This window comes from Chryseobacterium sp. Marseille-Q8038 (genome assembly GCF_965111995.1).
The window spans coordinates 1,751,839-1,776,432 of the sequence record NZ_CBCOPN010000002.1 but is presented as its reverse complement, the minus strand read 5'-3'; the positions used below and the strand labels follow the sequence as shown (position 1 = coordinate 1,776,432).

Below are 24,594 nucleotides of genomic sequence, written 5' to 3'. Positions count from 1 at the left end.
GATTTTATGAATGTAAATATAGAAATAGATTTTAGACGAATATCTTCTATTTTAGACGAGACCGCCAAAACCGTCCCTGAAACGTAAAATACAAGAGTTAAAATGGATATGACGGTTCATCACCTGAAAAAGACATTTCATCATCATTTTATGCAATGTCACCCTATTTTTATAATCGGCGAATTGCTGGCTATCATAGTTTTGCAGTATTAAATCCGGTACAATGAAAACAATAATTGTCTGCACAGATTTTTCTCACGAAGCTGAAAATGCCACGCATTACGCAGCATCTATGGCAAAAGAAAACAAATACAGGATTATCCTTTTTAATCTTCAAACGGTTTCTGTTCATGCCTTGAATGCACAGGCTTCCGCCGATTTTTTCTATACCCAAACGCTTAAAAATCAGAAAAAACTGGAAGATAAAGCCATTGAACTCAACTCCCTGTATGGCATTGAAGCTGCCCATCATCTGGCTTCAGGTAATTTTATTGAAGAGCTCGAAAACTGTATACAGCTTCACGAATGCGATTTTATAGTGATGGGAATGGCAGAAAAAACTCTTGAGCAAAGGATTTTAGGAAATAGCGTGACAAGGGCTATCCACAGAATTAAAAGGCCAATCCTCATTGTTCCTGCCCACATAGAATATACGGGAATCAGGAAAATTCTTTTCGCGTATGACACTCACAAAAACATGACCTGGTCTGCCATGAATGACATTTATTATTTTATTAATGAATTTAATGCTGAAGTTGAAGTATTCAATGTAAGTGAAAGACTGGAAGGTTTCGCAGAGGTTATTCATGATATTGACCTGAATTCCGGCTATGATCTGGATGACATTAAATACAGTTTTAAGATGATTCAATCCATCGAGGTCATCAAGGCTATTGAGGAGGAAATAAGGTTGACGAGTCCGGATCTGCTGACCATGGTTCCCTACAAATACAATCTTGTGGAATCTCTTTTCCACCGAAGTAAAACAGCCATTATGGCTTATAAGAATAAAATACCATTACTATCAATTCCCCTAAACATAGATTAAGAATCAATAAAAATCTGTTCACATTTGAATTATCCTTTTTGCCTTTAAAGGCTAAATTTTACACTTAATCTTGTTTGACAGGACCGGGAATAGATTTCCGGTCCTGTTTTTTATACTTAGTTTCGGAACCAAACAGATATTGTTATTTTAATAATCATAATTAATATTTTTTTTAAAATAAAAACAAATCAACATTTTATATTCAACTGAATATTAAAAAGCCGTAAATTTATTAAAGGATAAAAACAGTGTTTTCCCTCTTTTTTATAGTTGTGCCGTTAGCTAATTTTGTTCCATAAAATTAAAAACCATAAAAATGAAAACTTCCTTTTTTACTAAGATTTTAAGTCCCTTGTGTGCAGCACTTATTCTGGCTTTATGTCTGCTAAGCTGCACCCGCTGCTCCGAACCACCTAAAGAACCTGTTAGCAACAGTTATAAGAAAAAGCTGATCAGCTATCGTGAAGGCCGGGTTCTTTTTGATGAGTACACCAGAACCAATCATGAAATTCTCACCAAATACAGGAACGGTGAACCGGATTCCCGATGGTACTGGTTTTCGTTGGAAGACATGGAAGGCTATATTAAATATGTAAAAGAAAATGCCAAAAAACAGAAATTAAAAAATCCGGGAATTAGAATTTATATGGGAAAATACCCTGTAAATCATCCTAAAAACAGAATGGCAAAACCTGAATACGCAGGCTATCAAACCATATTTCTGGTGCCTACTTCACAGAAAAGAAAAAGAGACAATGCAATGGCCAGAACGGAAGCTACTGAGGAAAATACAGATGTCCCTTCAATAGAATCTATGAACATGACCAATCTGGCACCTCCTCCAAAAACGTTATCCGGAACCATGCCATAAAAACGAGATTATGAACTGGAATATTGAAACAGGGAAACAGATATCTATGGTTATATCCATTATAGTAATGATTCTGATGGTCACAAAATATAGAAAAACCGGAAAGGAGAATTTGTTTTTTATCATAGGATATCTGTTGTTTTCCCTGATTGATATTTTCTGTTATTTCTACTACGACCTGACAAAACTGCCTACGGACATATTTTACGTGATTGGTTTTTTAATGATTATATTCTTTTTATACTTATTTTACTATTACCAGTTATTGTATGTTCCGCTGCTCAAAAGGATACAGGTTATCATCCTGGCTCTTTTTGTCCTCAATATTGCTGTCATGTTTTATACGGAAGATGATCTGCTTCATCACTTTTCTTTTAATATGCTCTATGTAGATATTCTTCTGTTGTTATTTTCAATTATTTTGTTCCTGTACCAAACCTTTAATTCTGATAAAATACTGGGAATCAAAAGTTACTTACCATTCTGGATTTCAGTAGCTTTACTGATCTTTTTCATTGGAAGCATCCCGATCCTTTTTTTCAGAACTACTGTTTCGGAAACTATTTATTTTTTCATTTTATTTATGTTGAATCTGATCAGTAACGGTATACTCATATTGGGTTTAATTTGGAACAAACAAGAAAGAATCAGATAAATCCTTTTCAGATATGGAAGAGAATAATTTAGTCATCATCTTTACGATTACTTTATTCATCGTTGTCTTGACAATGATCTTTATTTATGCGGTTTTTATCAAGAAAAAAACAACCTTACTGATCGCACAAAAAGAAAAAGACCTTCATTTTGAAAAGGAGCTTGCTACTTCGCAGGTAGAAATGAAGGAGCAGACCCTCAACTATATCGGTCAGGAATTGCATGATGATCTGGGTCAAAAATTGTCCGTCGTTCGTTTGCTCCAAAACCAATTGATTACCAAGCTCAAAGATACCGAAAAAGAAGATCTGACTGAGCTCAACGAATTACTTGGTGAATGCATACAGGATATCAGAAACCTGTCTAAAACATTAATCACTGAACAGATCATTCATTTCGGGCTGGCAGAGTCTATTGAAAGAGAAGTTCAGAGGATCAAAAAACTGAAATTATTAAAAATAGAATTTATCACCCAAAAACAGGATATTGATATTTCACCAAAGCACGGTCTGATTCTTTTCAGAATTGTACAGGAAAGTATCAACAACATCCTTAAACATTCCAAAGCCAAAAATGTTTCCATACAGATGGAAGATGACTGTGAGAAACTACACATCAGCATCTCCGACAATGGAAGAGGCTTTGATACCAGCAGTATTCAGGACGGTTCAGGATTAAAAAACATGGAACTGAGAGCCAAACTGATTCATGCTGAACTGTCTATACATTCAGAACTTAATAAAGGAACACAAACATTGATAACCTATCACAAAAATTTATTATGAAAACTATTCCCATAGCGATCGTTGATGATCATACCTTAATTTCCAAAGCCCTGGAAAATATGATCACAGAAAACACTCAATATCGGGTAATTATGAATTATCCCAACGGAGAAGAATTTATTGCAGGTGTGGAACAGGCTTCAGAATTACCCGCCGTAGTCCTGATGGATGTTAATATGCCCTATAAAAATGGTATAGAAACCACAGAATGGCTTACCGAGCATTATCCCGATATCAAAGTCATTGCCCTGACCATGGATGATGATGAAAGAATTTTGATTAAAATGCTGAAGGCCGGAGCAAAAGGATATTTACTCAAAGATATGCAGCCCTCTATTCTCTTTCAGGCCATTGATACCGTATTTGAGAAAGGGAGTTTTTATACTGATTTTGTAGCCCAGAAGTTATTGAAAGTAAAAACTGAAGAAGCTAAAAATGCATCCTTACTTTCAGAACTGAAAGACCGGGAAAAGGAATTTATAAAATGGGCATGCAGTGAACTTACCTACAAGGAAATTGCTGATAAGATGTGCCTTAGCCCCAAAACCATTGATGGCTACAGAGATTCTGTTTTTGTAAAACTGGATATAAAAAACAGAGCAGGATTGGTGCTTTTTGCCTTAAAACATGATCTGTGCTGATTGAATATTCTCATTATTAATCTTATTTCAATACTATAAAACAAACATCTTTACATTCTATTTTACGTATCCGGCAGCTTTTCAAGCTGCCGGATTTTTATTTCATAACATTCTCATATACAAGCAAAAAGGTGTTTTCCCTTTTCCAAAATACGGCTTTCTCCTCTGTTTTTGTCTTTCGGAATAGCGGAATTTTGTGATAGAAAAAAACACAGAAAGGCAGAACCTGAAAAGCCGAAACAGAGTAGGGAATATTTTTAAAACTAATACAATGAAAAAAGCACTTATCGTAGGTATTAATGATTATGCACCCATTGGATACGGAGGTCCGGACCTTAATGGCTGTGTAAATGATGCGAGGGATATGGCAAATACATTGGTTATCTGTGGTTTTAGTCCGGCAAAGATTAAAATCCTGACCAACCAAAATGCCACAAGAGCGAATATATTGAACTATCTGAAATCCATGATCAGCACAAGTGTAAAAGGAGATTCTCTTGTCTTTTATTATTCCGGGCACGGAACAAGAGTCGCCAATATCGGAGCAGATCTGGAATTGGATGGTCTGGATGAAGCTATTTGTCCAAATGATTATGCCAATAACGGAGTCATTCGTGATGATGATTTTAAGACCGTTCTCAGCAAACTAAAAGCGGGAGTTAATATGGAAGTGATCTTCGACTGCTGTTATTCCGGAACAGGAACCAGAAAAATGGATCTGGGACTGGAAGCAGATTTTCTGAACGAAACTGCCCGTTACATTCCTCCCATGCTTGAAGATGAATTCTATCTGACCTATGCCAGTGAAATGGAATCTTCTAAGAATTCAAAAAAATCAACCGTTCTCACGAAAGCACTTGTCCCTGTTGCAGGAATGAACCATACTTTATGGGCGGCTGCGAAAGACAATCAGGTATCAATGGAAGGCAATATCAGCGGACAAATACGAGGATATTTCACCTATCATTTCTGTAAGGCATTACGTGCTACCAATGGAAATATCGTCCGAAAAACGCTTGATAAACAGGTGGCTATTGCACTGGCTGCTATGGGAGCCGCTCAAATTAACCAGACAGAAAGCATTACTGCAGAATTTTCACAAAAAATATTCACTTAATCATAAACCTTTACCGGCGGAATCCGAAAAGCCATCAAAAGAGTAGGAATACACTAGATTAAAAATAATAATCATGTCTAAAATTGAAAACAACAACCCAATGACAACTGAAGAGGTGTCAAGACTTAGAACTGTTAAAGCGAAATTAACTGAAAAACCGGCAGCAATTGAAAAATTATTCAGCCAGGCTCCTGCTATGGAAACCATTAACGGAAGAACTTTTCCAAAAGGAATGAAAACCATAGGAATGCCTATGGATGAAAAAACAGCAGAAAACCGATCGTTGGAAACTGATCATTTCTATCCTACCCATGCTGATTTTGAATACAACCCAAAACTGGAACCTAAAAAAGACAGAAAGCCTAAATTCATTGAAAGAGATTCTTTCCTGACTCCTGAAAATGCAAGAACAATTTTCGGAGCAGATCAAAGAAAAGTATATAATTCTACCGCCTATCCATGGAGATGTGTAGGAAGAGTAGAAAGTTCTTTAGGCTCAGGAAGCGGTGTCATGATAGGACCAAGACACCTTCTTACCTGTTCCCATATTGTAGACTGGCAGCCTAATAATACAACAGGATGGCTGAAGTTTACCCCTATGTATTACAATGGAAGCGCTCCTTACGGAACAGCCTGGGGAACATTAACCTATTACAAGTATAAAGTAGCAGGTCCTACTATCGACTCTACGGAAATACAATACGATTATGTAGTGATTGTATTAGACAGACCCATCGGAAACAGCACAGGCTGGCTAGGCTCAAAATCTTATTCCGACTCTTGGGATGGAGGTGCTTACTGGACTCACGCAGGATATCCGGGTGACCTTACAGGAACTCAAAGACCAACCTACCAAACAGGTATCGCACTGGATGGAGATTTCTGGAGTGCTGATGACAACGAAAGCATGAGCCATAAAGCAGATATATGGCCTGGACAAAGCGGAGGCCCTTTCTGGGGATATTGGGATGGCTCTCCATATGCTGTGGCTACTCAAAGTGCCCACAACCCAAGCGATAATTTTGCAAGTGGCGGCTCAGATTTAGTCAATCTGGTCATCAGAGCAAGAAATGAACATCCTTAATTTATTTTTTAGTTTCAATCAAAGCCTGCCTTTCGGGGTAGGCTTTTTTATTTTTTTACAAGGATGAAAACTTTTGAGAAAGTTGGTAACGAAAAAGCCACACGATATAATTGTGCGGCAACGGGGTTAATTATTTTAGTCAACCTATTTAAGGACTAGATATTAAAAAATAAGACCGCTTCCTAAGAAATATTATGATCTTCTGCCGTAGCTATGTCTGACAATCTTATAGTTCTCATCTACATAATCTAAAATCTCTTGCTTTTCCTGATCTGTCAAAGAAGAATTGAAATATATTTTATCATTTTTAAGCTCATAGAGTTCTGAAAGTTCAGGACAGTTTTCAAATAAAATTTTATATTTTGGCAACAAAACATCGGAAGGTTCAAAATAATCGTTTTGAAACTCTTCAAAAGGGAATCCTCTTTTTATTTTTTTATGCCAATGCATAAGCCAGTTTGTAAGTGAAACAGAGTCACTTATTCCTAATTTTTCTTTAGCTTGATAAAATAATCTGTCTTTTTGATCTTTATTTCTTCTTAAAGTAAGTTCTATTAATAATTCTTTTATTTTTGTTTTCATAGTTTAAACATTTAGTATTCATCATAGTTTGAAAAAATATTATCTAACAATTCTTCAATTGTTTCAAAATCTTTGTCCATTCCGGTAGCTTTCTGCCATGCATGTTCATGAAAAAAAGCTCGTTTTTCAAAAGACCAGTTATTTCCAAAGGTTCTTCTAATTTCCTCATCTGTTTTACCTAAATCAAGTAAATTTTTAATTTCCAATGCTTCTTTAGCATGGGTTCCTTCATGAATAATCTCACTTAAAAAAATATCTGGTTTTCTTGATGCTCTAAAAAACATTTCTGTACCATCAGCAAAAGCATGTGTGCTTTTAGCGACTTCTAGGGTATCACCATATATTTCCATACACATCTTGATATAATCATCATCATCAAGAATACGAATCACTATTTTACCATCTTCTATTAATTTTGCAATTCTATTTCCTTGCTCAGTAAAGCCCTTCAAAGCATTTGCAATTTCAGTTTTAGTAAGTGATTTTATTGATTTTCCAGACCATTTCTTGATAAAATCTTCATGCTGCTTTATTCTTTTTCTTTTTACCGGATCCTTTCTCCTTTCTAACTTCTCCTGGATCCTCTTATGATTATCCTTCACTGTTTTCTCAGCAGGAGACAAACCATGATCTGCAACCTCTTCGCCAAAACCAAAGACCTCATTTAAAATCTTTTCTAATTTAGAAAAAATTTCTTTTGATCCCTTTTTAAATTCCCGGAGAATCATTCGAATAAATTCTATAATTCTGTTGAGAGCGTTCTCTGCTGTTGTGATTGCTTTGGTAATCTTTTCCAAAGGGTTTAGGACAAAACTTTCTACGGATTTGGCCAGCCTGGCGACTGCTGCAGTTCCACTTGTAAGAAGTGTCTCCACAATAATATCAATGATAATCCCAATGATATACCCGTAATAATAGGCCGCTTTTTCCAGTGTGACCTTAGGAAGATTTTTTTCTACCCATTTTACCAGACGGACGATGGTTTTTAGCTGAAACGTAATGCATTCCTTAAAGAACTCCACATAATCAAAAGTCAGAATACCTTCCAGCAGGTCTTCCATCAGTTCCAGGAACATTTCCCCATATTCCACTTTCCTATCATTCACTTTATCCATGGCAGCGACTGCTTTGAAGATAAAGCCTATGATGGAGAAAATTCCGGCAATAATATCAACCAGACTGTTATAGATTCCACAAAGAAAGGCATTGGCAATCTGATAGTTTCTGTACACAATATGCTGCATTCCGGTGAGTGGGTCTGCAATAAACTTCTCCAGCTTATCGATCTGGTTGAAAAAGAAGGTCAGGGATTTATTAATTCTTTTATAGATAAAAGTGGGAAATAAAGTTTCAGCGTTATTCAGCAGACCATTAAAACCATCCTTTACCTCATTGATGCTTTCAAAAAAAGATTTTACAATTTTAGCATTGATTTTTTTCTGGCCCGCAAGATTTTCATAAGGGTTCTGGTATGCTTTATGTTCATAGAAATCTTTGATCTCTTTATAAAAGACCTCCGGAATAAAGGTAGGATTGTATTCTCCTTCTTTCGGATTGGGATTCCATCCGTTCTCTGAAATTCTTAGTTTGACAATATTTTCGGCAATACCTTGTGTGAAAAACACTGACGTTCCTTCCAATGCTTCCTGCTTAAAAAAGCTGAATATTTCTCCGATACTTTTATCTTTAAGTCCCAGAAACCAGCTTATAAAATCAACTTTATTTCTGTAAATCCCTTTTTCAATAAGGTTTCTGAGTGATTTTGATGTAACGGTTACTTCATGTTTTCTTGTAAAACTGAGAATATCTGCAAAAGGCATATCCTTTTTATTCGTAAGTCCTGCTCCGGCTACGGCACGCATTACCGTATTATGATTGTAACGGTCATCAATTTCTAAAAAGAGAATCAGTTCATTACTATTAGGTAAAGCTTCCATAAAGCGCTGAAGAAGAAAAGCACCATTTTTACTGGCAAAAAGAACAACATCAATTCCGGCTATGGTCTGTCTGAATCTGCTTTTATAAACAACAACTTCGTCGATATTTCCTCCAAAGACAGGATCATCCGAATAGATCTGAAATCCATTACCGTCTGCAACCGGTTTCCCACCGTAATACGTATTGGCAATTTGTCTTGATGTTTTTTGCTTTAACTCCAAAGGAGATTCCTGAACAGGGAAAATGGTCTCAAAAGAATCAGAACTGTCATTTCCGGGAGAGAAATCCGTGATGTTCCTCAACAGAGGATTATTTAAAATTTCTAAACTCATTTTGTGATTTTTAAGGTGAATAAAGGCAGGGTTTTAAGACCCTGCCAGTTAAATGATCATTTGATAATCAATACATTAAGACAATCTGTTCAGCTCATTGCTTTTCATCTCAGCAAATTCCTGTAAATAGCTTTTCAGAAGATCCAAAAAACCTATTTTATTGTTTTTGACAAGCCAAAGCATGTAATGATGGGTATTCACTTTGACAATAGATGTTTTGGGATGTCCGTTCTCATCCAGAACAGGGTTCTGGGTTTCTTCATCTATTACGGGTACAAATATTCTGTTAAAGTTTTCATCTCTAAGGCTTGACCATTCTTCTTCCCCAATCAGCCATTCAGGAGTCGGGAGGTTTGAAGGTTCAATTTCATTCGTTTCTTTATCTCTTAAAACCTGCTGGTAAAAGAGATAGATTCTTGGAAGCTCTGTATCTACCACCATTTTATTGATCCTGATAAATCTGTTAAAAGTTGAGAGCAAAGGATGTTCAGAGATCTGGATTTCTCCCAGGTTTAAATTTGTTGTATTGATTTCTTTTAAAAGTTGCTGTACCTGTTCAGGGATTAATAATTTTTCTTTCATTGTTTTAAAATTTTGCTTGGTTAAATAATTCGTGGCTAAGTTTATAGACACTATTTGATTGAAAGGCAGAATTTTCAGGCTCTGCCTTTTATTGCTTTAAGCTCAAAGCTTGATAAAGGTTATAGTTTATACAGTTCAACAATATTGGCACTTACCCCTGTATTCCCACCTGTATTCATGTTATACATTCCGAAGGCAACCGGACCGGTATACCCTGTTTTGGTATAGGTAACCGTTTTATTATTGAAATTGACAATAACAGTCCAGCTTCCTCCACGTCTTATAAATGTGACGTTAAGAGCATAAGTTGGCTCCGCAGTAGTGACTGTCTCAGCTGAATTGTCAGGGAATATTTTACACATAGGATACCAATACGACTGAACCAGCCTAACGTTTGCAACGGTTTGATTTAATAGGTCTACTCCATTGGCTGCATTGACTAATCCTACAAAATGGGTCATCGTTCCAAAACCGTTAGGTCCGTTAATTGTTGCCGTTTTACCTGTAATTTCAACACTCATGTAAAAATCTTCATCTGCCCCAATCAGTTGATTTGTCTTTCTGGCTGCGATGAAACTTGAATCATCGGCAAGAGCCTTTACATTGCTGTCAGAACTATAGCTTACAGCAGCTCCGGCCTGTGTAATGGCGGGTGATACCGCATTATTGTATATTTTTTGTTCCCAAACAATGTTATTGAGAGGAATACGCTGTATCTGGGTTACCACACGGATGGTAAAACTTGTCAGATACCAGGCTACCCCATTCCATAATCTGATTTTATATTCTCCTACCGGAATATTTTTGAAATTGTAATAGAAGGTCAGATCAATTCCATTAGGATATAGCTGAACCTGTGAACCTGGGATTGCGGTAACAACAGTAGCTGTATCAGCTGAAACACTATCCTGGGTACATAGCTCTACTTTAAAACTTGTGGAAGGGAGATTTAAATTAGCTCCCTTAAGATTGATCCAAAATGGACGGTCCGTTTTATCAACAATTGGCGGAGATATTACTGCCACACTCATGGTATCTGTACTCCAGCCTCCGTTCATTTTCGTCTTCCATGTAGCTCTCTCAGCATCTGTCATTTGATTGGGCATTTCCATCAGTAAATTTTTACTGTCTACAATGGCATTTAAGCCACTGGTATTTTGAACTACAACTTTTTGAAAATTAGCCGTATCAGCATTCTTATTAGGTAACCCGGATAATATATAAGGGTTTCCTAGAGTATTGATCGAAAATGAAGCGTTAAGGGTATGATTTCTTGCTGCGCTGTTGGACAGGTTTGCATTCATCATATTTTTCCCTAAATCACCTGCAGGAAGTTTGGCAACATTGCCATTATCATTCAATCCTATAATTTTAGGATAATCCTGAGCATTTCCATCTGTGACAGGAACTTCTAATTTCTTAGCTAATTTTTCTCTTGTCTTGATATTATACTGAGCCTGACTTGCAATTCCTTCGGCCAAAAGATCAGCATTTGAAATACTGACATGATTATCAGCTAATTCCAGGGGAATGGTTCCGTCAACAACGGCATGGGTCTTTAAATCTCCGTTTTCATCAACGGCATAATCTGTGTAAGATAGGGAACCTGGCGCTGCTACCTGATAAATAGCATTCGTTTCCCTTTCTCCAATTGGAGGTAATTCATTGACACGTATAATTTTTCCTATAATTGGCATTTTTTTAATTTTTAAGGTTAATGACTAATTTATTTCCAGTCTCCTGAAATGACTTTCTGTCCTTCCAATGATTCTACTCCAAGAAGATTATTGTTAGGCTCGAAATTGAATCTGTCCTCAGTAATTACTTCGGAAGGCACTTCAAAATCATCTGGATTCTCAGTAGTAAATGGCAATGCATGAGCGACTTTTAATCCTATACTTTCTGCCTGAAGAATATTTAAAGTAGTAGGAAGTCTGGTAATCCATGCTTTTCCATGTTTTTTCCCTTTTGGCTGCTTCAATTCATCTACAATGGATAGATAAAGGTCATCTCCAATGACAGGAACTTCACCTCCATTCCATATTTTTCCTGTTGCCAGATAAAATTGTACAGCACCTTCAAAGCCTGGACGCACCGTTACTACTACTCTGGCCATACCGCTTTGTAAAAATGCTTTAAAAACAGGATCTGTATTTTCTGCTTTATATAAATCTGACCAGTTGTGTTTATTTCCCCAATAGTATGGATACAGATAATAGGATAGATTCTCCCATTCAAATGCCTGCTCCATGAATTTTACAAAAGCAGAGTATTTGTCAAGATTATGAGAAAGCTTCGTTTCATAATCAGTAAATGAACTCCCTTGAGTTAACCCTGATAAACCGTAACCATGAATGGCGTCCAGGGCTCTATCTGCCATATAGGAAATACAATTTTTTCTAAGAACCGTATTTTCAATCTGCCTGTAAAAATTAGGATTTGAGTCTTTAATGGCAGAGGCTTTGTTTTCTTCCTCAGAAATAGCATTGTTATATTCGACCAAAGCGACTTCGTAAGCATCAATGATAGACTTGAACGTTTTAAGCTGCCATTGTTTCCTGGCATCTTCTGTCAGCATACATGTGATTGAAAGTGAGGTTTCAAAAGAGTAAAACCTGTCCGTAGAAATGCTGACTGCAACATCGCCGGTATATCCAACAAAACTTCCGCTTTTACTGAACCCCGTTGTTGTGATTCCCTCTACAATACGTTTATCAGCAATATTGATATTCAATAATGAGCTAACATATTCTTTTCCTCCGCCACTGATTGAATATTCTGTACTGATATATCCCTCAGGAATTTTCACCACATCCTGTAATCCGATTGCACTCGATGCTCCTGCTGTCTCACTCATATCAGGAGTTTTATCTCTACCGTATGCAAACCCTTTTGTTACCTTGATACTATTCTGCAGAAATTTTTCCATTTCCACATTGTATTTACTGATCCAGTATTTCAAAGTTGTCTCATTGGAGAGGGCACTGAAATCTTTCATCGGCATTACATCAGAAGTTCTAGGATCTTCAGGTTTTACAAACTTACTTTTTGTCATTCCCAACAAATGTAATTTTGCAGGCTCAGGAATCATAAATTCAAACATCATACGTTTCCCGTAATCATAGATCTGATTTTTCATCAGTTTATCCACCCATCTGTAAACGCCTACAACATGTTTATCTCCTTTTTTATTATCAAAGCCATGACTATTGTTTTCTTCAAACTCTTCAATAATTTTCTCAATTCTCTCCTCATGAACTTTTGTGACAATCCTATCCATAGCCCGTGATGTAATATCCTGTGCCTGGGTAGTGGCTTGTCTTGTGCTCTCATCTCTTGAACTATGGCTGGCATTACCCAGACCTAAACTTGTATTGATATTTGCATTTCCGGTTTTGTAACTTGCATTTACTCCAAACTGCGTATTACTGTCTGATGCTTCCTGCATCATTTTAGCAATCTCATTCTGCATTTCAAAACGGGTAGCTGTTGTAGTATCAGTAAGTTGTTCTCTCTCTGTATCAGAAGATGTAGTCGTAGTATTTTCACTTCTTCTTAATCTTCTGGTAGATTTCTCACGATATTCGCGAGCCATGATATTCTCAATATGAGCGACTTCACCTTCAACATAGGCGTGAGTAGTCTGTTCAACTTTCAAATAATCTGCAATACCAATTTGCTTAAATCCGAATCCTGAAGGAATAAAATTATTTTCATCATCTGTCTTCACAGGTTCATCATCTTCCACTTCAAGCAAAAATTTGTCAGATAAACAAGATCTGGCCTGTAATTTATCCACATAAATATTTGCCAGTTTTCCATTAGTGAACATAATTTTAATACTTAAAGAAGCATCCTGAATCGTATTAAAGTCTAGCCCCGGCATACAAAGATCATTGAGGAAAATAATATTCCCGGATCTGGACTTTACATAATAATCACTGCTAATGTTTGCAGAACCATTACCTGGAGTAAGATTATAAGAGATATTGTTGACCTCCCATGAAGAATCAGGTACTGTAAGCGCTGTATCAAAGGTAAATCCCTGATAAACATATTTTGGACAAATCTGATAGGTGAAAGGAACAGCCACTGTTTTTGCCACAGGAATCAAAACTCCTCCGATACTGGTATATGCTTCATTATCCGTATTGGTATTTTCAACAATACTAGTATTACACTTCTCAACAGCTTCTTTCAATAAAGAATCAATCTCCGAAAAAGTACTTCTTCCTTCTAAAAGCCCTGCAAGATCGAGAGGACTCAGCTCTGCTGACCTTTCATTATTTGAGCTTGCCTGAAAATCAGATCCCAGAATATCAAGCAAAGCATCCAAATTTTCAGGTTTTATTGCTCTTAATAAAGAGTCTGCTTCTATTTCGGGTCTGAATTGAAAATTAAACTTTGGTAATATTGGTTCAGGGATACCCGGAGCTTGCTGACAAGGATCTGCCGGGTCATATTTTATCTCAGGATTCCTTACCTGGCAAAAGTTCTCTTTATTAGCTGCCAGCTCTCTTTTATATCCATTAATAATCGAAGTAATTTCACTTTGATGAATTTCTTCTTTGGCGGCATACTCTTTTTGATATTCTGCCTTATACAATCTTTCAACAGCAGAAAGATTTTTCTTTAAAGCTTCATACTTTTCAAGCTTCATCTTTGCAGCAGAAATTAACTGCTGACTTTTCATTTCTTCTGTCGGGAAAGTTTCCTTCGGTCCTTCAGAAGCCATTCTTGAAACAGTTTGTGACGCAACAAGAGACTCATTGTCCAACATCAATTCTTTAGGCAAAACAACTTTTGCGCCTAGTGCCGTTTTCATTTCTTCCTCATTGGACACAGAAAGAATATGGTGAGCCAAAAGCTGTTGCATAATAACTTCCTTAACATAAAAATCTTTCTGAGTTACCACCTGATAGATTAAATTATTCCATAAACCAATCATAGGCGGAGCTACAGCAGCAGCCTGTGGATCAGTCAACAAACTTCTTTTTGCAATAACCTCCTCATACGTGCAGGTATTTTTATTTTTTGCCAGCCAGGTTCCAAATGCATAGTAAGCTTTATAGGTTCTTTTGAAGCCTTCTAAACTATTTGAACTGTTCAAGTCTGTTGAAATGCGTTCAGGGTTATTTACATAATTGGCAGCACATGTCTGCAGTAATTTTTGTTTCAATCCGGTTCCGTTAACAACCGGAATATAAAAAGCGTTATCGTTTTTCAGATCCTGAGGAATAACAATAAATCTTTTATCTTGCTTCGTATCGTCCGATAATTCAGGACTTCTCAGGCTTACAAATCTGAAAAGAGTTTGTGATGGTGTATTTTCTACAGTTGCGCCTGCAGTATTATTTTCCATTTCGTTCATTTTGTGTAATTTTGTGTAGATTAAAATAGGTTGAGATCTGAAGCTCTTTTTAGTAGAATGTCTTCAGGTTTTAGCCTTATTTTTTTAGGTGGTTTCCGGCAAAAGATGTCCACCTGGAATTTTTAAGTCAAGTTTCATATTGTGTTTTTTTCTTGAGGCAAAGATCACCCCCAGAAGCGACAGAACTTGACGTATGAAAAAAGAATTTCATTTTTCTACTCTAAACCTTTGAGATAAAAACTATTGGTATTCTCAATATTTTAATACATTTGTTTAAAACATACTTCAGATGAATTTCGAGCAGATCAACTTACACCTTGAGGCTTACAAAGAACACAACCAGATTCTGGATGCAGCAAAATATCTGATCCATTCCTTTGATCTGGAACATGAAAACTTTGCTGGGTTCGGATTCAGGGAAGAGCTCTCTCCTACTTCGATGCTTCTTACAGCAGAAGGAGAGCTCGGAGGTCCTCAGACCGTAATGATCCCACGAAATTTATTTGATTTTGATCTGAACCTTGTTCTGAATATGGTTGCCCATGAAATGCTTCATGTAAGGCAAAAGGCTCCCGGGCAGGTCATTGAAGACAAAAATGAAAGAGAATTTCAGGCCTATTATGAGATGCTTTTTCACAAAGTTTTTCCGCAGATCCCTGAAGTTTCGGATTTTCATAAAAAATTCTTCGGCGGAAAAGCGTTGGAATATTACAAAAGAATGGGTGAAGGCTCTATGTTACAACAAAAATATGCAGAACAGAAAACAGAAGTAGAACATCTAATTAACGAATTACCATGACAGTAAAACCAGATATCACCTGGGCAGATTTTGAGAAAATAGACATCAGATGCGGAACCATTCTTTCAGTGAATGATTTTGAAAAAGCAAGAAACCCATCTTATCAGCTGGAAATAGATTTCGGAGATTTAGGAATCCGAAAATCATCTGCACAAATTACTTCTCTTTACGAAAAAGAAGAACTTGTGGGAAAACAGATTTTAGCAGTGGTCAATTTTCCTAAAAAACAGATTGCCAACTTCTTCAGTGAATGCCTTGTATTAGGATTATATGGTGAGGACAAAAAAGATGTCACTCTTTTAGCGCCTTCATTACCCACAAAAAATGGAATGCAGGTAGGATAGACACCCAACAAAAACACATATGATACAGAACATACCCTTAGAAAGAGTTTTATTTCTTGATATTGAAACTGTTCCGCAAGCCGGTTCCTGGAACGAATTATCCGAAACCGATCAATATCTGTGGGATAAAAAAACAAGATTTCAGAGAAAAGACGATGTCTCTGCAGAAGAATTCTATGACCGAGCCGGTATTATGGCCGAGTTTGGAAAAATCATCTGCATTACCATCGGGATGGTGGAAAAGAATGAAACGTTAAAAATAAAAAGCTTTTCCGGGCATGATGAAAAGAAAATGCTTCAGGAATTTGGAGAAATCTTCAACAGTCCAAGGCTTTACAATGTCATTCTTTGTGCACATAACGGAAAGGAATTTGATTTTCCATGGATTGCCAGACGATACCTGATCAATGGAATGCTCCCTCCTGCTCCGTTTCAGATGTTTGGAAAGAAACCCTGGGAGGTTCCTCACATAGATACTATGGAACTATGGAAGTTCGGAGATTATAAGAGTTTTGTATCGCTGGAATTGCTGGCGCATGTCTTTGGAATTCCCACTCCGAAAGATGATATTGACGGCTCAATGGTTTCATCAATTTACTACATAGAAAAAGACTTGCAGAGAATTGTTGACTATTGTGAAAAAGATGTCTTAACTTTGGCAAATATTTTCCGGCGTATGCGTCAGGAAGATTTGTTGAAAAGGAATATCAATCTAGATTAAAAAATGAAATTTACAGACGATCAAATTGCTGACATTGGTGAGGAAATCATTGGTGTGCTAAAAACCGTATATGACCCCGAAATTCCGGTAGATATTTACGAATTAGGACTGATTTATGATGTCCAGATCTCCGATGATGCTGACGTAAAAATTATAATGACACTTACTACTCCCAACTGTCCCGTGGCAGAAACACTTCCTCAGGAAGTAAAAGATAAAGTGGCTGAAGTAGAGAACGTAAAAAGTGTAGATTTAGAGCTTACTTTCGAACCAAGCTGGAATAAGGATATGATGAGCGAAGAGGCGAAGTTTGAGCTGGGAATGCTTTAAAAATTACCTTTAACAATATAAAAACCCCGAAAATAATTTTCGGGGTTTTTGTTTATATATCTTTTGCTATTTCCTTTCCTTCTCTCCTGCTCCATTCACTCCATGACCCTACATACAGATCCGGAATGGGAAATCCTGCATAATCCAGCGCTAAAATAGTGTGGCAGGCAGTAACTCCCGACCCACAGTGAATAATCAGATGATCAGGCTTATTTTGTAATAACTTACTGTATTTTTCTTTTAAGATTTCCGGACTTAGAAAGTTTCCGTTTTCATCAAGATTTTCAGAAAAAGGAATATTGATCGCTCCCGGAATATGCCCCGCAACCAGGTCAATAGGCTCAGATTCACCTTTATAACGATAGGCATCTCTCACATCAACAACTGTAGAAGAATCGTTTTTCAATTCATTTTCAACCACTTCCAAGCTCGAAACAGGAAGACCCCAGTTGTCTTTTTTAATTAAAGCAGCTTTATCAAATGTTTCTTCTCCGGAAGAAAACTCCAGTCCATTTTTCTCTGCCGCCTGCATTCCGCCGTCAAGAACCTGAACATTTTCCAATCCAAAAGATCTTAACATCCACCATGCCCTTGCTGCTGCATTGGAAGCATTTTTATCGTCATACACAACGACGTGAGAATTTGCAGCAATTCCAAGATTTGAAAGGGTTTCCGCAAACTTTTCTACGGAAGGAAGCGGATGTCTCCCCCCAAAAGCTGCATCTTTCCCTATCTCGGCCAGATCTTTATCAAGATCAATAAATCTTGCTTTGCGAATATGCTTTTCAAGGTAATTTTGCTTTACCTCTTTTCCGGTTCTTGCATCAAGAATGATGAGATTTTCTGTTGGAATATTTTTGAATTCGGCAATCGAAATTATTGAAGATATTTTCATTTTTATATTTATTGTGGTTTAAATGATCCGACAGCATCATATTTTTTATCCAAAATATTAATAATCTCTTTCCTTAGACTTTCCAAAGTAAAGCTGTCATCTTTGAATGCCACAGGATAAGTAATATGACCTCCTTCTCTTGTTTCTTCACAAATGACAAACTCAGCATCTTCTTTCTCAATCTGAACTGTCTTTTCAATTTTAAAACGCCTTTCAACTTTTTCTCCTTTTTCGTCAATCAAATAAAGAATATAAAGACCGTCTAATGTATTTTTGGGCTTCTCAAAATATCTATGAACATTGATCCACTGATTCTTCCAGGCAAACTCATCAACATTAAGATTTTTAAACTTCATCTCATCTTCAGGAAGTTCTTTTTTTTCATAAAAAGACTTCATTATCGTAAAGTACTGATTAGCCTTAGCAAACTTATTTTGAGCATTAAGAGACTTGATAAGTTTTGTATAGAATTCATATTCTTTAGGAAAATCCAAAAGCCCATCCTTATATATCTTTTCAGATTTTGCAAAGTTCTTTTCAGTATAGTAAAAATTTCCGGCAGCTATTACTATTTTAATATACCAATCATTTTTCTCTCTTGATGTAAGCAAAGCCTCCGAGAATGTTTTCTCTTCATTCACAAAGTCTTTCTGAGAATAGTATATTAGTATTTTTTCATAATAAAACTCTGCTAGAGGAGCTTCTTCAATAGCTTTATCTATATTTTGAAGAGCTTCCTTATACTTTTTCAAATACTTCTCAGACAAGCCTTTCTGAAAGAAAACAATGGGATTATTAAACCCTTTTTCTAAAGCTTTATCATAATATTCAATTGCCTTATGATCATTTTCTGCTCTAAAGAATGCAAAACCTAATTGATATAATTCTTCTCCGCTAAAGCCAGAACTTTTATCCTCCAAAGCGATAATTTCTGAAAATTTTTCTTCTTTGAATAAATTCCCCACATTTTGTGAGAACATTAAAGCAGAACAAAACATCAGAAAAGAGATGTAAAATGTTTTCATATCTTAAAAATGAAAAATATCCTTTGCTTTGTTATAAGAGCTTTCAAAGTTCAGTAAGTTCAGTTTATGTTCTGCCTTTTCAACACTCATGAAGTTGATAACCTGTTCTGTAGGCATATTTCCTACAAGATCATCTTTAGCCATAGGGCATCCTCCGATTCCTTTGATGGCACTGTCAAATCTTCTGCAGCCTTGATCATAAGCAGCCTTTAATTTCGAATAAGAATCTTCATAACGGTTATGAAAATGTCCTCCGAAGTTGATTCCAGGATATTTTGAAGGTATTTTTTCAAACAAAAGAGCAATGGTTTCCGGAGTTGCCACCCCTGTGGTATCAGATAACAAGATATCTTTCACCCCAATATCAGAAAATCGCTGTGCCCACTGGTCAACATCTTCCCATTTCCACATTTCACCGTATGGATTTCCAAAAGCCATGGAGAAATAGATATTCAGCTGTTTTCCTTCACTTTTTACCAGATCAAGCATTTTAATAATTTCATCAAAAGCTTCTTCCTGACTTTTATTGGTATTTCTGTGCTGAAAAGTTTCGGAAATAGAAAACGGGAATCCCAGAATATCTACTGACTGGTGTTTCAATGCTTTTTCGGCACCTCTGTAATTACCGATGATTGCAGAAACTTTAGTCTTGGAACGTGATTTATCAATATTTTTTGCCACCTCATCAGAGTCAGCCATCTGTGGAATTGCTTTTGGAGAAACAAAACTCAGACAATCCAATACATCAAAGCCAACATCCATCAAGGAGTTGATATAATCTATTTTTTTATCGGTAGGGATAAATTCTCCCCATCCCTGCATGGCATCTCTAGGACATTCGGTAAGAAACATTTTTACTTTTTGATTTTCTCAAATATAATAAAACTAAACTACTTAGTATACTGTACATACAAAGCTAACATTATTTTGATTTTCAAAGATTTATATCTGATTTATAATTTCAATAACTGATATTAAATCGCAAATAACGTATTCTCAGCATCAAATTTGCTAACTTTGTTAAAATTTATGATATCTGATGAGTACAATAGAATTCACCCCATTGTGGAAAGAAAAATTACTGAACCGTTTTCTTAGCTATGTAAAAATATATTCAACCAGTGATGCAGAAAGTGAAACAACACCTTCTACTCCCCGCCAGTGGGATATTGCCAACTATATTACTGAAGAACTGAAGACCATCGGCCTTGAAGATGTTTCAATTGATGAGCATGGTTATATTATGGGCTATGTTCCTTCTAACCTTGAAAACGATGACAGACCTACCATCGGGTTTATTTCACATTATGATACTTCACCGGATTTCAGCGGAGAGAATGTAAAGCCTCAGGTTTGGGAAAACTATGACGGAAATGATCTTCTTTTGAACCAGACTACAGGATTCACCTTATCTCCTTCAAGATTTGAAAGCTTAAAAAAATATATCGGTCAGACGTTAATTACTACGGACGGAACTACTCTTCTTGGAGCCGATGATAAAGCAGGTTGTGCAGAGATTGTAACAGCTGCAGAATATCTTATTGCTCATCCTGAGATTAAACATGGAAGAATTGCAGTAGGATTTACTCCTGATGAAGAGATCGGAAGAGGAGCTCATAAATTTGATGTGGCTAAATTCGGTGCAGAATGGGCTTACACAATGGATGGCGGAGAAGTGGGAGAACTTGAATATGAGAACTTTAACGCTGCCGGAGCAGTAGTAAAAATCCATGGATTAAGTGTTCACCCTGGTTATGCTTACGGAAAAATGATCAATGCTGCTCTTTTAGCCGCTGAATTTGCTCAAATGCTTCCTGCCAATGAAACTCCTTCAACAACAAAGGGATTTGACGGATTTTACCATTTAATGGATATCACTGCTGATATTTCTGAAGCAAAACTTCAATATATCATCCGTGATCATGATGCTGATAAATTTGAAGCGAGAAAGAAATTCATGGAGGAAAAAGTAGCAGAATTCAACCAAAAGCATGGTGAAGGAACTGCTGAAGTGGAAATCAAAGAGCAATACAGAAATATGAAGCAGCAGTTTGAAGGTAAAATGCACATTGTAGACCTTGCTGCCAAAGCAATGACCGAAGCGGGTATCGAACCTAAAATCAAAGCGATCAGAGGAGGTACAGACGGTGCACAACTTTCTTATATGGGACTTCCATGCCCGAATATCTTTGCGGGAGGAATCAACTTCCACGGTCCATATGAGTATGTAGCTTTGGAAAGTATGGAAAAAGCAACCGGAGTAATTATTAATATTGTAAAAGCTTAATAAATCATGAAAAAGGTCTTAGCATCAGCTTTCATTCTCACTTTTATTTTAGGCAGTGCCCAGGTTTCTGAATTTGAAAGGGCAGATTCACGCTATGAAAGGAAGAAAACGGCTCTGTATAATAAATATCCTAAGCCTAATGATTTAAGAACCAAGAAAGAGTGGCTTTTGACAGAGGATAAAATAACCGCATACAAGACTGCTTTGGATAAAGCGTCCCTTGAGGATCAAAAAATAATAACTGCAGATCCTCCTACAAAAGCAAAAGTCAGTAAAGAAGCTGAATACGATAAAGGTAAAGCAGCTTTTCAAAAGCTTTTATATGAAGCCGTAGATCTTGTCTTTTTAAACTTTTCTTCAGATTCTTATAAAGCAACATTAAACTTTGTAGTAGATTCTAAAGGAAATGCTCTTAATCCTAATGTAAAAGGAAATAATGAAGATGTCAATGCTTTTATTGAAGCCGCTTTTTACCGGATTAAAGATAAAGGCAAATGGAAGCCGGCAGAAGACAAAGGAAAGCCTGTCTCCTCTAGTATTTCTATTCCATTAGTATTGAATTTTAAAAAATAATATACAAAACCCGCTATTCTGATAGCGGGTTTTTATTTTTCATATAATAGAAACATAATCAAAAATCATTATGCTGTTGATGTTAATTTAACACAATTCTTTTGTACGTTTTAAATAATTCACCTAATTTTGATTAAACCTTAAAATCACTTTATATGAAAATTAAATCTAACCACTTCAAAATTGGCAGAAAATTTTACTTTTCTTTTCTTTTATCTATTTTCTGTTTGTTTATTTTAACGTCTTGTTCTCAGGATGATCCGGCGGATCTTCCTGCTGAAAAAACTACAGAGCCTGCTCCTATGAAGACTTTGGGGAACCTGACTTTACAGAAGAATGTTATTATTCTTAATGATGAGTCAGTAAATGCAATTTCCACTCATAATGATGGAGAAATTACGTTTAGCCGCATGACTCCGCAAACTGACAGTATTTCTATAGGAACTGTTATTGTAGGGACCAAGATAGAAGGTGATCAGGTGAACACCATTCTTTCAAAAGTAAGTGCTGTTTCAAAATTGAATAACCAATTTAAAGTACAGACTTCCAGTGCGAAACTTGAAGAGTTTATCTACAGCGGAACACTAAGCGGAGTGTATGACCCATCAGGGAAAGCTCCTGTTAATATTGATGGCAGAATGGTAAATTACATTCCTGTGGAAGGTATGGTTTCTGAGCAAATCAACCAAAGAATACATTCTATCGAAGCGAAAAACCTTCAAAACCAGAAATTAATTACCTTCAACCGTTACAATTTCAATAAAACGTTTTCATTTCCTTTATCTTCAGCAGGAACATCCAGCGTGAATGTAAAAGGAGGATTTACGCCAAAGATTGATTATAATATCACATTCTCATGGGGGCATTTGTCCAACTTCTATGTTAACCTCATCATGGATGATATCAAACTTCAGAGCTCCGCAAGTATTGTAGGAAGCCTGGGCTACACCGCAAGTACTACAGACTATCTGAATATCCCTATCGTTCCTATCGTTTTGGGACCTACAGGGCTGATCTTAAGCCCGACTCTTTCTGCCGGACCTTTTCTGGGAGTACAGGCTACAGGAAAAGTACAGGCTCAGCTTTTGGATCTTGAAGGAAATGCAAACTTTTTAGTAAGCAAAAATCCAGAGATTAACATTAATCTTCAAAAGAAATCAGAACCTGCTATCACTGTTGCAGAGGGGAATTTATCTGCTGAAGGTGGATTAGAAGCAAAAGGAGCTGTAGGACTGATGTTTCTTACCATTCCTATTGCCAACTCAGGGTTGAAAGGAAGAGCTTCTGCCCTTTCCTCTTTAGGATTAACAATTGTTCCTCAAAGAAAAGGAGTGATTACTGTAAAAGGTAAAATCCAGGCTGATATGTTCTATGGTTTTGGAATCGCTCCTTTAAGATATGAAGGAACCATTCCTCTTTTTACAAAAGAACGCATGCTGTATCAGAAGGAATTCAGTTTTTAAGACACACATTCTATCGATCATAAGGAAGCCACTCTTTCAGTGGCTTTTCTTCTTATAAAGCAGCTACACATAATTCATTTACAATTAATTAAGACAATTTTATTATATTTACAAAGATGTACAATTTTAAACTATAACATTTAATACCTAATTAAATCATGAAAACAATGAAAAAACTTTTAAGAAAAGACTTATCTACAATTCTGGGCAGCGGAATAGATGGTTGTCATATGGGAGGCAACTCTTATAATTGTCAGGATGACTGTCAATGCGCATGGGGATATGCCTGTGAAATGTATGAAGACGGAAATCCGGGACAATGCATTGCCGTAGGTGGTGGTGGAAACCCTGGCGGCGGTGGATGTAATCCTCCTTCTATTTGTGAAGAACAGCCTTATTAGTCATAAAAAACCGGAAGTAGTCATGCTTCCGGTTTTATTTTTTTCATCAGGAAACAGATTTTTGTCAAAGCATCTCTGCCATTCATCAAATAAAATTTCATCCCCTACTTCATAATTGTTGTTTTGCAACAGATTATTAACAACACTTAATTTATGAAGCAGCAATTTTTAGCGCTGAGCTCCCTATTACTGTGCATCTCCTGCACTATAGAAACTAAAGCACAGCAAACCCCAGCTTTTCACATTGGAGTAAAGGGCGGAGCAAATTTCACCAAAACATCCACGGAATCTTCTTCTTTAGAAGGGAAATACGGATTCGGTTATCAGGCAGGAGTAATGACAAGAATGGATATCGGAAAACTGTATGTACAGGGAGAGGCTCTCTTCAACAAAAGAAAAACAACCTACGAATCCCAAGACGGAAGCTCTTCAAAACTTTCATGGAACGCTATTGATATTCCTGTAGTGGTAGGATATAAGTTGATTAAAACTGATGATTTTAATGTAAGAGTATTTGCTGGAGGCGTATACAGCTATGCCTTCAACAATAAAATATCTACTTCCCAGGCTCTACTGGAGGGCTTTAAAAAGTTTGACAAGTCCAATATTGGAGTTACAGGAGGCCTGGGATTAGATTATAAGAATTTCACAGTAGATTTGAGGTATGAGACCAGTCTTTCAAGCATCAGTAAAGAATTTAAGTCCAAACCCCACAGTTTTTCCCTGGGAATAGGTTATTTCTTATTCTAAA

24 protein-coding genes are annotated in these 24,594 nt (G+C 36.6%); 16 read left to right on the top strand and 8 right to left on the bottom strand.

Translation table 11 applies throughout. The features are described 5' to 3' along the window. Positions 1 to 223: 223 nt before the first annotated feature. The 7 genes from ACWPWS_RS22095 (at position 224) to ACWPWS_RS22065 (ending at position 6,200) form a co-directional block, all read left to right on the top strand. Complete coding sequence (locus ACWPWS_RS22095) at positions 224 to 1,048, top strand: universal stress protein (RefSeq protein ID WP_454047930.1); 825 nt, start codon at positions 224 to 226, stop codon at positions 1,046 to 1,048. Between the two features lie 316 nt (positions 1,049 to 1,364). Next, positions 1,365 to 1,919, top strand: a complete 555-nt coding sequence (locus tag ACWPWS_RS22090; RefSeq protein ID WP_105683008.1) for a hypothetical protein — start codon at positions 1,365 to 1,367, stop codon at positions 1,917 to 1,919. Positions 1,920 to 1,929: 10 nt separating this feature from the next. Beyond that, the gene (locus tag ACWPWS_RS22085; protein WP_454047929.1) at positions 1,930 to 2,574 is read left to right on the top strand and encodes a hypothetical protein; all 645 of its coding nucleotides are present in this window, start codon (positions 1,930 to 1,932) and stop codon (positions 2,572 to 2,574) included. 13 nt (positions 2,575 to 2,587) lie between these two features. Next, positions 2,588 to 3,358, top strand: coding sequence for a sensor histidine kinase (locus tag ACWPWS_RS22080; RefSeq protein ID WP_454047928.1), 771 nt, complete (start codon positions 2,588 to 2,590; stop codon positions 3,356 to 3,358). Continuing rightward, positions 3,355 to 3,999, top strand: coding sequence for a response regulator transcription factor (locus ACWPWS_RS22075; RefSeq protein ID WP_454047927.1), 645 nt, complete (start codon positions 3,355 to 3,357; stop codon positions 3,997 to 3,999). The genes ACWPWS_RS22080 and ACWPWS_RS22075 overlap by 4 nt, the downstream gene beginning before the upstream one ends. A 271-nt stretch (positions 4,000 to 4,270) precedes the next feature. Beyond that, positions 4,271 to 5,116, top strand: coding sequence for a caspase family protein (locus ACWPWS_RS22070; RefSeq protein ID WP_454047926.1), 846 nt, complete (start codon positions 4,271 to 4,273; stop codon positions 5,114 to 5,116). Positions 5,117 to 5,189: 73 nt separating this feature from the next. After that, positions 5,190 to 6,200 carry a trypsin-like serine peptidase gene (locus ACWPWS_RS22065; protein WP_105683005.1) on the top strand — a complete coding sequence of 337 codons (1,011 nt, stop codon included), beginning with the start codon at positions 5,190 to 5,192 and terminating at the stop codon, positions 6,198 to 6,200. Between the two features lie 192 nt (positions 6,201 to 6,392). Here the strand turns inward: ACWPWS_RS22065 and ACWPWS_RS22060 are convergent, their stop codons facing one another. The 5 genes from ACWPWS_RS22060 to ACWPWS_RS22040 all read right to left on the bottom strand — a co-directional run bounded on the left by ACWPWS_RS22060 (position 6,393) and on the right by ACWPWS_RS22040 (position 15,005). Further along, positions 6,393 to 6,782 (bottom strand): hypothetical protein, encoded by a 390-nt coding sequence (locus ACWPWS_RS22060; protein WP_454047925.1) that lies wholly within the window; start codon positions 6,780 to 6,782, stop codon positions 6,393 to 6,395. Positions 6,783 to 6,793: 11 nt separating this feature from the next. Next, positions 6,794 to 9,052: a hypothetical protein gene (locus ACWPWS_RS22055; protein WP_454047924.1), complete on the bottom strand. Its 2,259-nt coding sequence runs from the start codon at positions 9,050 to 9,052 to the stop codon at positions 6,794 to 6,796. A gap of 75 nt (positions 9,053 to 9,127) precedes the next feature. Beyond that, positions 9,128 to 9,634: a hypothetical protein gene (locus ACWPWS_RS22050; protein WP_454047923.1), complete on the bottom strand. Its 507-nt coding sequence runs from the start codon at positions 9,632 to 9,634 to the stop codon at positions 9,128 to 9,130. 119 nt (positions 9,635 to 9,753) lie between these two features. Next, the gene (locus ACWPWS_RS22045; protein ID WP_454047922.1) at positions 9,754 to 11,331 is read right to left on the bottom strand and encodes a hypothetical protein; all 1,578 of its coding nucleotides are present in this window, start codon (positions 11,329 to 11,331) and stop codon (positions 9,754 to 9,756) included. A gap of 29 nt (positions 11,332 to 11,360) precedes the next feature. Next, entirely contained in the window at positions 11,361 to 15,005 is a 3,645-nt protein-coding gene (locus ACWPWS_RS22040) for a hypothetical protein (protein WP_454047921.1), read from the bottom strand. 289 nt (positions 15,006 to 15,294) lie between these two features. Between ACWPWS_RS22040 and ACWPWS_RS22035 the strand changes: the two genes are divergently transcribed. Genes ACWPWS_RS22035 through ACWPWS_RS22020 form a run of 4 tightly spaced genes read left to right on the top strand, consistent with a single transcriptional unit; the run spans position 15,295 to position 17,199 of the window. Beyond that, positions 15,295 to 15,804 (top strand): hypothetical protein, encoded by a 510-nt coding sequence (locus tag ACWPWS_RS22035; RefSeq protein WP_454047920.1) that lies wholly within the window; start codon positions 15,295 to 15,297, stop codon positions 15,802 to 15,804. Then, complete coding sequence (locus ACWPWS_RS22030; RefSeq protein ID WP_079243765.1) at positions 15,801 to 16,148, top strand: tRNA-binding protein; 348 nt, start codon at positions 15,801 to 15,803, stop codon at positions 16,146 to 16,148. Before ACWPWS_RS22035 ends, ACWPWS_RS22030 begins: the two co-directional genes overlap by 4 nt. Positions 16,149 to 16,167: 19 nt before the next feature. Continuing rightward, positions 16,168 to 16,869: a 3'-5' exonuclease gene (locus tag ACWPWS_RS22025; RefSeq protein WP_209786440.1), complete on the top strand. Its 702-nt coding sequence runs from the start codon at positions 16,168 to 16,170 to the stop codon at positions 16,867 to 16,869. A 3-nt stretch (positions 16,870 to 16,872) separates the two neighbouring features. Beyond that, positions 16,873 to 17,199 carry an SUF system Fe-S cluster assembly protein gene (locus tag ACWPWS_RS22020; protein WP_034691980.1) on the top strand — a complete coding sequence of 109 codons (327 nt, stop codon included), beginning with the start codon at positions 16,873 to 16,875 and terminating at the stop codon, positions 17,197 to 17,199. 52 nt (positions 17,200 to 17,251) lie between these two features. Here the strand turns inward: ACWPWS_RS22020 and ACWPWS_RS22015 are convergent, their stop codons facing one another. The 3 genes from ACWPWS_RS22015 to ACWPWS_RS22005 are packed head-to-tail and all read right to left on the bottom strand — an operon-like array spanning position 17,252 to position 19,971. Beyond that, complete coding sequence (locus ACWPWS_RS22015) at positions 17,252 to 18,094, bottom strand: sulfurtransferase (RefSeq protein ID WP_454047919.1); 843 nt, start codon at positions 18,092 to 18,094, stop codon at positions 17,252 to 17,254. An 8-nt stretch (positions 18,095 to 18,102) separates the two neighbouring features. Then, complete coding sequence (locus tag ACWPWS_RS22010; RefSeq protein WP_454047918.1) at positions 18,103 to 19,119, bottom strand: tetratricopeptide repeat protein; 1,017 nt, start codon at positions 19,117 to 19,119, stop codon at positions 18,103 to 18,105. Between the two features lie 3 nt (positions 19,120 to 19,122). Further along, entirely contained in the window at positions 19,123 to 19,971 is an 849-nt protein-coding gene (locus ACWPWS_RS22005; protein WP_454047917.1) for a hydroxymethylglutaryl-CoA lyase, read from the bottom strand. Positions 19,972 to 20,158: 187 nt separating this feature from the next. Here ACWPWS_RS22005 and pepT point away from each other — a divergent pair, with 187 nt between their 5' ends. From pepT to ACWPWS_RS21980, 5 genes are all read left to right on the top strand, one after another. After that, positions 20,159 to 21,406, top strand: coding sequence for a peptidase T (gene pepT / locus ACWPWS_RS22000; protein ID WP_454047916.1), 1,248 nt, complete (start codon positions 20,159 to 20,161; stop codon positions 21,404 to 21,406). Positions 21,407 to 21,412: 6 nt separating this feature from the next. Further along, entirely contained in the window at positions 21,413 to 21,979 is a 567-nt protein-coding gene (locus ACWPWS_RS21995; protein ID WP_454047915.1) for a hypothetical protein, read from the top strand. A gap of 155 nt (positions 21,980 to 22,134) precedes the next feature. Then, positions 22,135 to 23,442, top strand: coding sequence for a hypothetical protein (locus tag ACWPWS_RS21990; RefSeq protein ID WP_454047914.1), 1,308 nt, complete (start codon positions 22,135 to 22,137; stop codon positions 23,440 to 23,442). A 167-nt stretch (positions 23,443 to 23,609) separates the two neighbouring features. Next, positions 23,610 to 23,843 (top strand): hypothetical protein, encoded by a 234-nt coding sequence (locus ACWPWS_RS21985; RefSeq protein WP_209786446.1) that lies wholly within the window; start codon positions 23,610 to 23,612, stop codon positions 23,841 to 23,843. A 153-nt stretch (positions 23,844 to 23,996) separates the two neighbouring features. Further along, positions 23,997 to 24,593 (top strand): porin family protein, encoded by a 597-nt coding sequence (locus tag ACWPWS_RS21980; protein ID WP_454047913.1) that lies wholly within the window; start codon positions 23,997 to 23,999, stop codon positions 24,591 to 24,593. Position 24,594 lies beyond the last annotated feature (1 nt).